We start from the raw sequence: 14,269 nt of genomic DNA on the forward strand, positions 1-14,269 counted from the left end.
CTTCTTTTTTTCTTCCCCAACCCCCGACAGGGTACGACGGAGTACCGCCTCCGGCCTACTTACTGGTCACGGAAGCGGACGATCTTGACGAACTCGTCGACATCGAGCGAGGCCCCGCCGACGAGCGCGCCGTCCACATCGGGCTGCGCCATGATCGCCGCGACATTGCCCGATTTGACCGAGCCCCCGTACTGGATGCGGACCTTGTCGGCCAGCTCCTGGCCGTAGAGCTCCGCCAGACGGCCGCGGATCGCCCCGCAGACCTCCTGGGCGTCCTCGGGGGTGGCCACCTCGCCGGTCCCGATCGCCCACACCGGCTCGTAGGCGATCACGATGGTCTCGGCGTGCTCGGCCGGAACGCCCTCGAGCGCCCCGTCGAGCTGGGCCAGGGTATGCGCGACCTGGTTGCCCGCCTTGCGGACGTCCAGGCCCTCGCCGACGCAGAGGATCGGGGTGAGGTCGTGCTGGTACGCGGCCTTGACCTTGGCGTTGACCAGCGGCTCGTCCTCACCGTGGTACTGCCGTCGCTCGGAGTGACCGATCACCACATAGCTGCACTTCAGCTTGGACAGCATCGCGCCGGAGATCTCTCCGGTGTACGCGCCGGAGTCGTGCGCCGAGAGGTCCTGGGCGCCGTACTTGATCTTGAGCTTGTCGCCGTCGACCAGGGTCTGCACCGAGCGCAGGTCGGTGTAGGGCGGCAGGACGGCGACCTCGACGGCGTCGTAGTCCTTGTCGGTCAGGGCGAAGGCGAGCTTCTGGACATGCGCGATGGCCTCGAGGTGGTTGAGGTTCATCTTCCAGTTGCCCGCCATCAGCGGGATGCGGCTGGTCATGCCCGTCCTTTCTGGTTCTCCCCCGGACACCGTCCGGGGGCTCCCGCGGCTCCGCCCGGTCGGCGCGGAGGTACGGGAATCGTGTCGGTCTGCGGCCCCGTGGCCGCCTGTGTGTCGCTCATGGAGGTCAGTCCTCCAGCGCCGCCAGGCCGGGGAGCGTCTTGCCTTCGAGGTACTCCAGGCTCGCGCCGCCACCGGTGGAGATGTGGCCGAAGGCGCTCTCGTCGAAGCCCAGGGTGCGCACGGCTGCGGCCGAGTCACCACCCCCGACGACCGTGAAGGCCGGGCTGTCGACCAGGGCCTGGGCGACCGCGCGGGTCCCCTCGGCGTAGTCCGGGTGCTCGAAGACGCCCATCGGGCCGTTCCAGAAGACAGTGGCCGCGTCGGCGAGCTTCGAGGCGTACAGCTCACGGGTCCGCGGGCCGATGTCCAGGCCCTCCTGGTCGGCCGGGATGGCGTCCGCGGCGACGACCGTGGGGTTGGCCGGCGCCTTGGTCTTCAGGTCCGGGAACTCGTGCGCGGCCAGCACATCGACGGGAAGGACGAACTCCACGCCCTTGGCCTTGGCGCGCTCCAGGTAGTCCTGAACCGCGGGGACCTGGTCCTCCTGCAGCAGCGACCCGCCGACCTCGTGGCCCTGGGCCTTGAGGAAGGTGTACGCCATACCGCCGCCGATCAGGATGCGGTCGGCCTTCTCCAGCAGATGCTCGATCACGCCGAGCTTGTCGGAGACCTTGGCACCGCCGAGCACCACGGCGTACGGGCGCTTCACGTCCTCGGTGAGCCTCTTGAGGACGGTGACCTCGGCGGCGATCAGATAGCCCGCCGCGTGCGGAAGGCGGGCCGGAAGGTCATAGACGGACGCGTGCTTGCGGTGGACGGCACCGAAACCGTCGCCGACGTACAGGTCGGCCAGCTCCGCGAGCCGGTCGGCGAACGCACCGCGCTCGGCTTCGTCCTTGCTGGTCTCACCGGCGTTGAAGCGCAGGTTCTCCAGCAACGCGACCTGGCCGTCGGCGAGCCCGGCGACGGTGGCGCGCGCGGACTCCCCGACGGTGTCGGTGGCGAAGGCAACGCCCTTGTCGAGGAGTTCGGCCAGTCGCTTGGCGGCGGGGGCGAGGGAGAACTGCGGGTCCGGGGCGCCCTTGGGACGGCCCAGGTGGGAGGCGACAACCACCTTGGCGCCGGCGTCGGCGAGCTTGGTGACGGTCGGCAGGACGGCGCGGATACGGCCGTCATCGGTGATGGTGGTGCCGTCGAGCGGCACATTCAGGTCGGCACGGACAAAGACCCGCTTGCCCGCCACGCCCTCGTCGATGAGCTCATCGATCGTCTTCATGCTTCGTGGACTCCTTGGTGTCACGACAGGCAACAGGGCTCGTGCGGCGCGCTGTGCGCTGCGCGAGCCCTGTCACTCACTTCGAGGTGCCTGCTGCTGTCAGAGCCGGCCGCCGACGAAGGTGGTCAGGTCCACCAGACGGTTGGAGTAGCCCCACTCGTTGTCGTACCAGCCGACGACCTTGACCTGCTTGCCCTGGACCATGGTCAGGGCGGAGTCGAAGGTGCAGGAGGCCGGCCAGTTCACGATGTCCGAGGAGACGATCGCGTCCTCGGTGTACTCCAGGATGCCCTTGAGCTGGCCCTCCGCGGCCTTCTGGAAGGCGGAGTTGATCTCGTCCTTGGTGACCTCGCGGTCGAGCTCGAGGACGAGGTCGGTCACCGAGCCGGTGGGGACCGGGACGCGCATGGCGATGCCGTCCAGCTTGCCCTTGAGCTGCGGGAGGACCAGGGCGGTGGCCTTCGCGGCACCGGTGGAGGTCGGGATGATGTTCTCCGCGGCGGCCCGGGCGCGGCGCAGGTCCTTGTGCGGGAAGTCCAGGATGCGCTGGTCGTTGGTGTAGGCGTGGACCGTGGTCATCATGCCCTTGACGATGCCGAAGCTCTCGTCGAGCACCTTGGCCATCGGCGCCACACAGTTGGTGGTGCAGGAGGCGTTGGAGATGACGTCGTGCTTGGCGGCGTCGTACTTGTCGTGGTTGACGCCCATCACGATCGTGATGTCCTCGTCCTTGGCGGGCGCGGAGATCAGGACCTTCTTCGCACCGGCGGCGAGGTGCTTGGCGGCGTCCTCGCGCTTGGTGAAGATGCCGGTCGACTCGACCACGATGTCGGCGCCGAGCTCGCCCCAGGGGAGGTTCGCCGGGTCGCGCTCCGCCATCGTCTTGAAGGTCTGGTTACCCACCGTGATGGTGTCGTCGGTGTGGCTGACGTCCTGCTTCAGACGACCCAGGATGGTGTCGTACTTGAGCAGGTGCACCAGGGTGGCGTTGTCGGTCAGGTCGTTGACACCGACGATCTCGATGTCCGCACCCTGCTCCAGGAGCGCGCGGAAGTAGTTACGGCCGATGCGGCCGAAGCCGTTGATGCCTACGCGGATCGTCACGAACCGATCTCCTCGTTGGTACGCCGGTCTGGACGCCGGCGAGCTGTATGGGATGTCCCCGACCACCCCCGACCCTACCCCTCCCGGGCGGTTCGGGTGACATCGGGCGGCCGGGGACACGCAGGGTCAGCGGCGCAGGGCGCGCAGTGCTGCTCGTACCACCTTCGCGCGCTCTTTCACGCCGGTCATGTGCTCCAGGCCGAAGCCGAGGAGCACGGTGTCGCGGGTGGTCACCGCCGCCGAGGAGCGGAACAACTCCTGGGAGCGGGCCCAGTCCGCGGTACTGGCCGGGCTGCCGGCCGGCGGGCCCGGGACGGTCCAGGGGACGAGTGCCCTCTCGAAGCCCTCGGTCTCCCCTCCTGTACCGTCGGTGACGAGACGGGTGTTGTCGACGAAGACGCCCCGCCCGCCGGTGCCCGGGTCGGTGATGTACGAAACGGACAGCTCGACCTGCTTGCCCGCGTAGCCGCTCAGGTCGACGGCGACGGACTGCCAGCCGTCGGAGGAGCCGGTGAAGCGGTTCCAGCTGCCGGAGCTGCCGACGGAGCGGCACGCGTCCTCCCCCACCGTGAGGTAGTGCGCCAGGAAGGGGTGGCCGCGGAGGTAGAACCCCTCGGTGCATTCGGCGGGCACCTCGGTCGTGGTGCCGCCGCGGGCGTCGGGCAGCGTGGTCCAGTCGTCCTGGCCCACGGTGTGCGCCTCGACGACCACGTTGTCGTAGTCCCGCTCGGTGTCGAAGCTGAGCTGGAACTCCAGGGCGGGCTTCGCGGCGGCGTCGGTCCCGGTCAGGTCGACGGTACGGGCGAGCCGCATCCAGGAGTTGTCCTGGTGCCGGGCGGCGGCGAACCAGTCGCCCTCGTACGGCTGGAACGGCGTCCGTACGCCCGGGTAGTCGCCCGCGGAGGCACTGCGGAACTGCGGGAACTGCCGGGGAGGCAGCTCGTCGGAGAGGACGGTGTAGGCCCCCGCGCCGTCCAGCGGGTTGCCGCCGGCGTCGCCGAGGGCGGCCCCGCTTCCGCCGAGCAGCCCCGTGCCGGCGAAGCGCGGCGGGGACTTCACGGAGATCCGGCCGCCGGCCCCGAGGTAGTACTGGCTGAAGTCATCGGTGGCCGCCCGGCCCACGGTGGAGCTGCCTCCCGCCTTCTCGCCGGTGGTGATGAGCTTGCCGCCCTCGTTGAGGAAGTCGCGTACGGCCAGCAGGGTCGCGCCGCCCGGCTCGGCCGCGCCGGTGTGCCAGAGCACGGTACGGAAGTGGCTCAGGATGCCCAGGGGGTGCGGCGCACCGTGAGTGGCGACGTCCCAGACGGCTGCCCTGCGGCCGTTGTCGGCGAGCGCTCCGGTGTACGCGCCGGTGTGCCGCGCCGCGCCGGTGCCGCCTTCGTCGGCGATGACGAGGGTGTCCGCCCGGGGGCGCGTGGCGACGGTGTAGGTGAAGGGCTTGCTCGCGGTCCGCCCGCCCTCCGCGGTACGGCCGGTGAACCAGACCTCGACCCTGTCGCCCGGCTCCGCGTCCCCGATCCCGGCGCGGTACTGGTCGAAGCGGAGGTTGTCGCCCCCGCCGTAGGTCTCCCCGCCCTTCCAGGCCGCGAGCCGCCCGGTGTGCGTACGGCCGCCGTTGACGCGGTAGTTCAGCCGCTTGTCGCGGACGCTCCTGCGGGCGGTGACGGAGACCTCCTGGTCACCGCCGCGGGCGTAGGAGGTGGTGAAGGTGTCGGGGGTGAAGTCCGGGGCGTCGAGGCCGACCGGGGAGGAGGGCCGGTCCGGGTGGCCGGCGGTCTCGGCGACGGCGAGCGCGAACGGGATGTTCTTGCGGAACTCCGCTTCGATCAGCGTGCGGTCGTCGGGGAAGTTGAAGCCGGACAGGCAGTCGGCCGCGTTCCAGGCGTCGTTCGGGTCGACGCGGGATGCGGTGGCACAGGTCGACATCTCGGGGGTGAACATCATCATCCCGTTGACGTTGCCCGCCTGGCCGTCGGCCTCGCCGTTGGTGGTGTAGAGCTCGGAGGAGATCTGCGGGCGGTAGCCGGGGATCGCCGACTTCTCCGGGGTCCCGGCGAGGGCGCGGTAGAGGACGTCGTCGGGGGTCGGGGTGGCGACCTGCCAGCCGACGCCGTAGAGGAGCAGCTCCGCGGCGGAGTGGTAGTTGATGCCGTACTCGAAGCCGATGCGCTTCTGGAAGTCGTCGAGGGCCCGGGTCTCGGGCTCGGACATGGGGCCGGGGCCGCGGAAGGTCTCGTCGGCCGGCTCGGGCGAGGAGCCCTCGTTGTCGTAGCCCCACTTGTAGGCGAAGTTGCGGTTGAGGTCGACGCCGTCGCCGGGGGCGATCTTTCCGTCCCCGTTGTTGTCGCGGAGGTTCTTGCGCCACAGGCGGTTGCCGGGGGTGAAGCTGAAGTCGTAGCCGTCGGGGTTCGCGGAGATCACGAACCACAGCTCGGTGGAGTCCACGATCCTGGTGATGCGGTCGTCCTTGCCGTAGCTGTCGATGTAGTGGTGCATCAGCCGGCGGGTCATCTCGGGGGTGATCCACTCGCGGGCGTGCTGGTTGGACAGGTAGAGCACCGAGGGCTTGGCGCCGTCACGGATCTTCCGCGCGTCCTTGCCGACCTTGAGGGCGAGGATGTCCTTGCCGCCCACGGTCCTTCCGATGCTGACGGCCTTGGCGATCGCGGGGTGGGCCTCGGCGGTGGCGACGATCTCCTGCCGCAGTCCGTTCTCGCCGCTGTACGGGCGGAAGACCCCGTCGCCCGCCGCCGCCAGCCGTTGTTCCGTCCCCTCCGGGATCTTTCGCTCGGTGAGGTCGACGCCCTTGCTCTTCAGCCGGCCGGCCTGGTCGCCGGTGAGGAACAGTTCGACCTCCGCGGTCCTCTTGTCCGGCGGCCGCTCGGCCAGTTCATGGCCGTCGGCGCCCGCTTGGAGGAGCAGCGGGACCTGCTGCCTGGTCACCTTCGCGGTCCAGACGGTCAGTTCGTCGCCGCCGGGTCCGGCTGCCGGTCCGGCCTGCGCGGCGGGTGCCGCCACCAGTCCGCCCAGCATGAGTGAAGCCGCTGCGAGGATCGATCTCGCTCTGCGTCTCACATGAACCCCCTTGCCTGGTCCGGCACATCTGTGCGCAGACGACAGATTTCTGACTCTGCATGATCATGTCAATAGCGCCGTCGTACGGCACGTGCGGTACGAGGGTCAGGTGATGCGGCCGGCGGCCCGGCCCGGCCCGGCCATCAAACACCGGACAGGGCGAACGCCGGTGGAGCCGCACCGGGAGTGCGCGAAAGACAGCGGCCGCGGCACCCACTGGGGGGTCCGCGGCCGCATCCCGGTCGTCGCCGGTCGGTGGAAGCCGGTGGAAAACGGTCGGCCCGTTCAGGCGTCATGCGGTCATGCGGTCATGCGGTCAGCCGACCATGCCGTCGGCCATCTCCTCGGTCAGATTCGACTCCGTGCCGGGGATGCCCAGGTCCTGCGCCCGCTTGTCCGCCATCGCCAGCAACCGTCGGATACGGCCCGCGACGGCGTCCTTGGTCAGGGGCGGGTCGGCGAGCGCGCCCAGCTCCTCCAGCGACGCCTGCTTGTGCTCCATCCGCAGCCGCCCGGCTGCCGCGAGGTGCTCCGGCACCTCCTCGCCCAGGATCTCCAGAGCCCGCTGGACCCGGGCTCCGGCGGCGACGGCGGCCCGCGCCGAGCGGCGCAGATTGGCGTCGTCGAAGTTGGCGAGGCGGTTCGCGGTGGCCCGGACCTCACGGCGCATCCGCCGCTCCTCCCAGGCCAGCACGGACTCATGGGCCCCGAGCCGGGTCAGCAGCGCGCCGATCGCATCCCCGTCGCGTACGACGACCCGGTCCACACCGCGCACCTCACGCGCCTTGGCCGCGATGCCGAGCCTGCGGGCCGCGCCGACCAGCGCGAGAGCGGCTTCCGGACCGGGGCAGGTGACCTCCAGGGACGATGAGCGGCCGGGCTCGGTGAGCGAGCCGTGTGCCAGGAACGCACCGCGCCAGGCGGCCTCGGCGTCACACGTGGCACCGGAGACGACCTGCGGCGGGAGCCCGCGGATCGGGCGGCCGCGGCCGTCGACCAGCCCGGTCTGCCGCGCCAGCTGGTCACCGCCCGCCACCACCCGTACGACGTAGCGGCTGCCGCGCCGCAGTCCGCCCGGGGCCATCACCACCAGATCGGACGCATGCCCGAAGATCTCCAGGATGTCCTTGCGCAGCCGGCGGGCCGCGATCCCGGTGTCCAGCTCCGCCTCGATCACGATCCGACCGCTGACCAGATGCAGTCCTCCCGCGAACCGCAGGATCGACGAGACCTCCGACTTCCGGCAGCAGGTACGGGTGACGGGGAGCCGGGAGATTTCATCCTTCACCGCTGCCGTCATCGCCATGGGCCGATCCTTCCATGCATCCGAAAAATACGGTCGTACGCGGCGGCCAACAGCTCCGGGTCGTGCCGGGACGAGCTGTCCGGCGCGGCCACCGGCGCCAGCTCGACCGCGCCGCCCAGCCGCTGGGCGGCATCGGTGAGGCTCTTCCGGTCGGGCACGGCGGCCTCGTCGGCCAGCACCACGTCGAAGGCGAGTTTAGGGGCGTGTCGGGCCAAAACCTCCAAATGACGTTGCGGTGAGAAGCCCTCGGTTTCACCGGGCTGCGGGGCGAGGTTCAGCGAGAGCACCCGGCGCGCCTTGGTCTCCGTGAGCGCCGTGAGCAGCTCCGGGACGAGGAGATGCGGGATCACGGACGAGAACCACGAGCCGGGGCCGAGGACGACCCAGTCCGCGTCGCGGACCGACTCCACGGCCTCGGGGACGGCGGGCGGGTCGTGCGGCACCAGATGGACGGACTGGACCTCGCCGCGGGTCAGCGCGACCGTGGCCTGGCCACGGACGGTGGTGACCTCCTCGGCGCGGGCCTGGTCATGGCCCCGTACGAGCGCCTCCAGCTCCAGCGGTACGGCCGACATCGGCAGCACCCGACCGTGAGCGCCGAGCAGACGGCCGACCCACTCCAGCGCCTTGACGTGGTCCCCGAGCTGCTCCCACAGAGCGACGATCAGCAGATTGCCGACGGCGTGGCCGTGCAGATCGCCCTCACTCGCGAAACGGTGCTGGATCACCCGGGCCCAGGTCTGGCCCCAGTCGTCGTCCCCGCACAGCGCGGCAAGCGCCTTGCGGAGGTCTCCGGGCGGGAGAACCCCCAGCTCGTCGCGGAGGCGCCCACTGGAGCCCCCGTCGTCGGCGACGGTGACGACAGCGGTCAGATCGCCCGTGATACGGCGCAGCGCGGCGAGCGAGGCCGACAGGCCCTGCCCGCCACCGAGCGCGACGACCTTGGGCTGCGCGCCGCGCCTGCGGTTGGTACGCCGTGTGGTGAGCCCCGTACGTCCGGGGACGAGCACCCGCCGCAGCCGTGAGGTCCGCCCCGTCGCCGCCCCGCGGGACGCGGGCACCGGTGACGGAGCGTCCGGGGCCGGTCCGGGTGTGGAGCGGGCGCCTGCGACCTCGCTGTCCGGCGCGGGGGCACCGCGTCCGGAAGCGTGTCCGGGCGGGCCGCCGCCGCCGTCCTCACCGGGAGTCGCCGCGTCGCCCCGGCCCCTTTCCCCGCGTCTCACTCGCGCCCCATGTCCCGGTGGACGACCACGGTCTCGACACCCTCCGCGGCCAGCCGGGCCGCAAGCTTCTCGGACATGGCGACGCTGCGGTGCTTGCCGCCGGTGCAGCCGATGGCGATCGTCACATAGCGCTTGCCCTCGCGGCGGTACCCGGTGGCGATGAGCTGGAGCAGCTCGGCGTAGCGGTCCAGGAACTCCTTCGCGCCGGGCTGGTGGAAGACGTAGTGGGACACCTCCTCGTTGAGCCCGGTGAAGGGACGCAGCTCGGGGACCCAGTGCGGATTGGGCAGGAAGCGGCAGTCCGCGACCAGGTCGGCGTCGACGGGCAGGCCGTACTTGTAGCCGAAGGACATGACGGTGGCCCGGAGCTCCGGCTCCTCCTCGCCCGCGAACTGGGCGTCCATCTTGGCGCGCAGCTCATGGACGTTGAGGCTGGAGGTGTCGATCACCAGGTCCGCGTCGCCGCGCAGCTCCCGCAGCAGATCCCGTTCGGCCGCGATGCCATCGACGATGCGGCCGGAGCCCTGGAGGGGGTGCGGGCGGCGTACGGACTCGAAGCGGCGGACCAGCGCCTCGTCGGAGGCCTCCAGGAAGATCACTCTGCGCTTGACGTTCTTGGCGGCCAGATCGGCGAAGGACTCACGGAGATTGTCGAAGAAGCGCCGGCCGCGGACGTCGACGACGACGGCGATCCGGGCCACATTGCCCTGCGAGCGGGCGCCGAGGTCCACCATGGTGGGGATCAGGGCGGGCGGCAGATTGTCGACAACGAACCAGCCGAGGTCCTCCAGGCACTTGGCGGCGGTGCTCCGGCCCGCGCCCGACATACCAGAGATGATCACCAGCTCGGGGATGGCTCCGTTGTCGGTGCCCTCCGCCGTCGCGGCCGTACTCACCTGTGCTCCGTCTCCGTCGTTCTGGTTCATCTGTCCTGCCCCCGTTCCGACGAGGACGCCGCGGCTGCGGCCTCGTCATCAATGATCTCTCCTGTGGCGGTGTTCACCGCCGGGGCGGCCGGTGCCGCCTGTGCGAGGGCCACCGCGACCGTCTCGGCCGTCTTGCGGCCGATGCCGGGCACCTCGCAGATCTGGTCGATGGTGGCGGCCCGCAGCCGCTTGAGCGATCCGAAGTGCTTGAGCAGCGCCTGGCGGCGGGTCTCGCCGAGGCCGGGGACCGTGTCGAGCGGCCCGGCCCGCATCGCTTTGCTGCGCTTGCTGCGCTGGTACGTGATGGCGAACCGGTGGGCCTCGTCACGGATGCGCTGGAGGAGATAGAGCCCCTCGCTGGTGCGGGGCAGCACCACGGGGTCCTCCTCGTCGGGCAGCCAGACCTCCTCCAGGCGCTTGGCCAGGCCGCAGACGGCGACATCGTCGATACCCAGCTCGTCCAGGGCCCGCTTGGCGGCGGCGACCTGGGGCCGTCCGCCGTCGACCACGACGAGCTGCGGCGGATAGGCGAAACGGCGCGGCCGGCCGGTCTCCGGGTCCACCGGGCCACCGGCCACGGCGTCGACCTCGCCCCCGGCCACGACGTCGGCCTGGCCGCCGGTCTCCTCGTCCCACTCCCCCGTCCGCTGCTTCTCCTGGAGGTAACGGCGGAAGCGCCGGCTGACGACCTCGTGCATCGACCGCACGTCGTCCTGGCCGGCGAAGCTCTTGATCTGGAAGCGACGGTATTCACTCTTGCGGGCGAGACCGTCCTCGAAGACGACCATGGACGCCACCACGTCGTCGCCCTGGAGGTGCGAGATGTCGAAGCACTCGACGCGCAGGGGCACCGAGTCCAGGTCCAGCGCCTCGGCGATCTCCTCCAGGGCCCGGGAACGGGTGGTGAGATCCGAGGCCCGCTTGGTCTTGTGCAGCGCCAGCGCCTGCTGGGCGTTGCGCTGCACCGTCGCCATCAGATCCTTCTTGTCGCCCCGCTGGGGTATCCGCAGGCTCACATTCGAGCCGCGGCGCGAGGCGAGCCACTGGGCGACCGGTTCGACCGGGTGGGGCAGAGCGGGGACCAGGACCTCGCGGGGGACGCCCTCGCCGCTCTCCTCGCCGTAGAGCTGCTGGAGGGCGTGCTCGACGAGTCCGGCGGTGTCCACGGCCTCGACCTTGTCCGTGACCCAGCCGCGCTGGCCGCGCACCCGGCCGCCCCGGACGTGGAAGATCTGGACGGCGGCCTCCAGCTCGTCCTCCGCCACCGCGATCAGATCGGCGTCGGTGGCATCGGTGAGGACGACGGCGTTCTTCTCCATGGCGCGGCGCAGCGCCTCGATGTCGTCGCGGAGCCGGGCCGCCCTCTCGAACTCCAGCTCGTCCGAGGCGTCCTTCATCCGCTGCTCCAGACGGCGCAGATACGCCCCGGTGCGCCCGGCCATGAAGTCGCAGAACTCATCGGCGAGTTCGCGGTGCTCCTCGGGGGTGACCCGGCCGACACAGGGGGCGGAGCACTTGCCGATGTAACCCAGCAGACAGGGACGGCCGATCTGCGCGGAGCGCTTGAAGACCCCGGCGGAGCAGGTGCGTACGGGGAAGACCCGCAGCATCAGGTCGACGGTCTCGCGGATGGCCCAGGCATGGGCGTACGGGCCGAAGTAGCGGACGCCCTTCTTCTTGGGACCGCGCATCACCTGCACCCGGGGAAACTCCTCGTTGAGGGTGACGGCGAGCGAGGGGTAGCTCTTGTCGTCGCGGTACTTGACGTTGAAGCGTGGGTCGAACTCCTTGATCCAGGAGTACTCCAGCTGCAACGCCTCGACCTCGGTGGAGACGACGGTCCACTCGACCGAGGCAGCCGTGGTGACCATGGTGCGGGTACGCGGATGCAGCCCGGCGAGATCCTGGAAGTACGAGGAGAGCCGCTGGCGGAGGCTCTTCGCCTTCCCGACGTAGATCACCCGGCGGTGCTCGTCGCGGAACTTGTAGACCCCCGGCGAGTCGGGGATCTGTCCCGGCTTGGGTCGGTAGCTGCTGGGGTCTGCCATGCCCCTCACCCTACTGGCGCGCGGTGACAGTTCGACCTTGCTGGGGCACTCCGGAGGCGGGTGCTTGCTGCCGCCCGCGGCAAGGCCGGTGGCCATCGGCTCAGGCGGGGCCCGGGCGGCTCGGGACACGTGCTCGGGGCGGCTCAGGACGCGTGCTCCGGGCGGCCGGAGTCCGCTCGGCGGAGCCGCCCGCGCGGTGGGCCCCGCCCGGTCGCGGCCGCCCCGGGGTGCGGCAGCTCCTGAAGGCCAGTGCCGCGTCAGCCAGGCTTTCCCGGTAGTGAGGTGACCTGGTGCGGTCGGCGGCAAGGCGCCGGATCGCCTCTGTGGTTCCCCATGCCGAAGGCCGGGGGCAGGGTCTACTCGGTCGGGCAACGCGGCTGGCGTCCCTCCGCGCAGGAGCTGGGGGAGGGCAGTGCCCGGGCGGCGAGCGGGGTGAATCCTGGCCGACGCGGCACGGCAACGGGTGGTGGGGACGGTGCGTGCGATGAGCCGGTGTGATGTGTCCGACACCGAGGCCGAGGCCGGCGCGGCCGCGCGGAGCCCGAGCGCCGCTCATCCGTGTGCGCGAGCGCCCGGCCACGCGTACCGAAACCGCCCGCCCAGGCTCTGCCACCGGCTCCGGCTCGGGTCGTCACAGGAAGGAGGCGGGCTCAGCGGTGGTGACGGCGACGGGCTGCCGCGGCGCTGAGGCCGAGCGCGAGGACCGCCGCCGCGGCGGTGGCGGCGGAGGCCGCCGTCACCAGACTCTCGTCGGCGTACTGCCCGGTCACCGGAGACGGTTCCGCGGGCGGTCCGTAGCCACCGGCCCTGCCCTCCTGGTCGTGCGCCGAGGCGGGCCGGGGGGCGCCGTGCGCCCCGTGGAGGTCTGCGGGGTGGGCGTGGACGGTCGCGGGCCGGGCCACCGCTTGAGCCTGCGCTCGGGCGTTGGCCTGGGCCTGGGCCTGTGGTCGGGCTTGGGCCTGTGGTCGGGCTTGGGCCTGGACCTGCGGGGCGAGTGCGAGCAGGGCGCCGGCGAGGGCTCCGGTGACGGCCGCGCGGCCGGCGTTCCTCTGAGCAGTCACGGCCTCACGCTCCGATCCGGTCGAGTGAGCGGGCCAGGAGAACTCGCTGGTGTCGACGTACCTGCTGTCGGGGTGCACAGCGGTAACGGTCGTCGGGGGTAACGCGCCCCCGGGGCCCGGCTGTTGACATTGTCATAATCGTAGATCACATGCATGTCTCCCCTCGCCCAACTTGATCCCGGTCTGCCCGGTGGAGTAATGCGGCTCTCCGCTCCTGTGGACGCCGTAGGGACACACCGGTTGGCGCCGTGGGTGACCCAACCCACTGGGGGGACGGATCCGCGCATGTCCGAAAGTGGCATGGGAGTCGGGGCACGCGTACCGCTGTTGGGGTCGACGGTGGCGCGGGGAATCGACCGGGCTCCCCGCGCCCCGAGCCCGAGGACGTACACGGGTTCGCTTCGCGACCGCCCGGTTCGGACCGGAACGAGCCGACCACCGGAATCCGGGCCGGACGCCCGGGCACCGGCGCACCGCCGGACCGCCGGACCGCCGTCGACTCATGCCGCTCGACCGGTGGACGCGCGGTCTCCCTCGAGAAAGGATGCGGTGCGTGATCGTCGTAGCCGGAGAAGCCCTCATCGACCTCGTGCCCGGTCCTGGTCCCACCGGACCGGACCACGGCCTCGGCCCGGAGGCGGAGGGCGGAGCGCTCGCCGCGCTGCTGCCCCGCCCAGGCGGCGGCCCCTACAACACCGCCGTGGCCCTGGGCCGCCTCGGCTCCCCCACCGCCTTCTGCTCCCGGGTGTCCACCGACGCCTTCGGGGAGGCTCTTCTGCGCGGGCTGCGGGCCGACGGTGTGGACACCTCGCTGGTCCAGCGGGGCCCTGAGCCCACCACCCTGGCGGTCACCGCCATAGCGGAGGACGGCTCAGCGGGCTACGGCTTCTACGTCGAGGGCACCGCCGACCGGCTCTTCGAACTGCCCGCCCGGCTTCCGGACACGGCGCGCGCGCTGTCGCTGGGCACCTGCTCACTGGTGCTGGAGCCGGGCGCGAGCGCATACGAGGAGCTGCTGCGGCGGGAGGCGGGGCGCGGGGTGTTCACGGCCCTCGATCCGAACATCCGGGCCGCGCTGATCCCCGACGCGGACGCCTACCGGGCCCGATTCCGGTCCTGGCTCCCGTACACCTCCCTGGTGAAGCTGTCCGAGGAGGACGCCGAGTGGCTCGGGGGCGCCCCTCAGGACTGGCTGGCCGCCGGGCCGGCCGCCGTGGTCCTCACCCATGGGGGGAAGGGGCTGAGCGTGGTGACCCGCGACAGCGGTGAACTCTCGGTGCGGGGTGAGCCGGTGGAGGTGGTGGACACCATCGGCGCGGGTGACACCGTGAACGCGGCTCTGCTCCACCGC

At 71.3% G+C, this 14,269-nt stretch carries 10 protein-coding genes; 1 reads left to right on the forward strand and 9 read right to left on the reverse strand.

Translation table 11 applies throughout. The features are described from left to right. Positions 1 to 59 precede the first annotated feature (59 nt). From tpiA to ACTWQE_RS31210, 9 genes are all read right to left on the reverse strand, one after another. On the reverse strand, positions 60 to 836 hold the full coding sequence (tpiA, locus tag ACTWQE_RS31170; RefSeq protein ID WP_443332439.1) for a triose-phosphate isomerase: 777 nt from the start codon (positions 834 to 836) through the stop codon (positions 60 to 62). 127 nt (positions 837 to 963) lie between these two features. Next, complete coding sequence (locus ACTWQE_RS31175; RefSeq protein ID WP_443332440.1) at positions 964 to 2,175, reverse strand: phosphoglycerate kinase; 1,212 nt, start codon at positions 2,173 to 2,175, stop codon at positions 964 to 966. 99 nt (positions 2,176 to 2,274) lie between these two features. Further along, the gene (gap, locus tag ACTWQE_RS31180; protein ID WP_443332441.1) at positions 2,275 to 3,279 is read right to left on the reverse strand and encodes a type I glyceraldehyde-3-phosphate dehydrogenase; all 1,005 of its coding nucleotides are present in this window, start codon (positions 3,277 to 3,279) and stop codon (positions 2,275 to 2,277) included. 126 nt (positions 3,280 to 3,405) lie between these two features. Next, positions 3,406 to 6,354 (reverse strand): M14 family zinc carboxypeptidase, encoded by a 2,949-nt coding sequence (locus tag ACTWQE_RS31185; RefSeq protein WP_443332442.1) that lies wholly within the window; start codon positions 6,352 to 6,354, stop codon positions 3,406 to 3,408. A 316-nt stretch (positions 6,355 to 6,670) separates the two neighbouring features. After that, entirely contained in the window at positions 6,671 to 7,660 is a 990-nt protein-coding gene (gene whiA, locus ACTWQE_RS31190) for a DNA-binding protein WhiA (protein ID WP_356180392.1), read from the reverse strand. Further along, positions 7,651 to 8,721: a gluconeogenesis factor YvcK family protein gene (locus ACTWQE_RS31195; protein ID WP_443332443.1), complete on the reverse strand. Its 1,071-nt coding sequence runs from the start codon at positions 8,719 to 8,721 to the stop codon at positions 7,651 to 7,653. Before ACTWQE_RS31195 ends, whiA begins: the two co-directional genes overlap by 10 nt. A gap of 158 nt (positions 8,722 to 8,879) precedes the next feature. Continuing rightward, entirely contained in the window at positions 8,880 to 9,809 is a 930-nt protein-coding gene (gene rapZ, locus ACTWQE_RS31200) for an RNase adapter RapZ (protein ID WP_443332444.1), read from the reverse strand. Next, complete coding sequence (gene uvrC / locus ACTWQE_RS31205) at positions 9,806 to 11,857, reverse strand: excinuclease ABC subunit UvrC (protein ID WP_443332445.1); 2,052 nt, start codon at positions 11,855 to 11,857, stop codon at positions 9,806 to 9,808. Before uvrC ends, rapZ begins: the two co-directional genes overlap by 4 nt. A 650-nt stretch (positions 11,858 to 12,507) precedes the next feature. Further along, on the reverse strand, positions 12,508 to 12,918 hold the full coding sequence (locus ACTWQE_RS31210) for a hypothetical protein (RefSeq protein ID WP_443332446.1): 411 nt from the start codon (positions 12,916 to 12,918) through the stop codon (positions 12,508 to 12,510). Between the two features lie 553 nt (positions 12,919 to 13,471). On the opposite strand from ACTWQE_RS31210, the gene ACTWQE_RS31215 reads away from it, so the two are divergent. Then, positions 13,472 to 14,269 (forward strand): carbohydrate kinase family protein (locus tag ACTWQE_RS31215; RefSeq protein WP_443332447.1); only part of this gene is annotated, 798 nt, incomplete at its 3' end.

The sequence above is a fragment of the Streptomyces sp. 8N706 genome (assembly GCF_052245415.1).
Taxonomy (GTDB): Bacteria; Actinomycetota; Actinomycetes; order Streptomycetales; family Streptomycetaceae; genus Streptomyces.

Coding starts and splice junctions, on each gene's coding strand:
- tpiA (WP_443332439.1), bottom strand. CDS start 836: ATGACCAGCCGCATCCCGCTGATGGCGGGCAACTGGAAGATGAACCTC.
- ACTWQE_RS31175 (WP_443332440.1), bottom strand. CDS start 2,175: ATGAAGACGATCGATGAGCTCATCGACGAGGGCGTGGCGGGCAAGCGG.
- whiA (WP_356180392.1), bottom strand. CDS start 7,660: ATGGCGATGACGGCAGCGGTGAAGGATGAAATCTCCCGGCTCCCCGTC.
- rapZ (WP_443332444.1), bottom strand. CDS start 9,809: ATGAACCAGAACGACGGAGACGGAGCACAGGTGAGTACGGCCGCGACG.
- uvrC (WP_443332445.1), bottom strand. CDS start 11,857: ATGGCAGACCCCAGCAGCTACCGACCCAAGCCGGGACAGATCCCCGAC.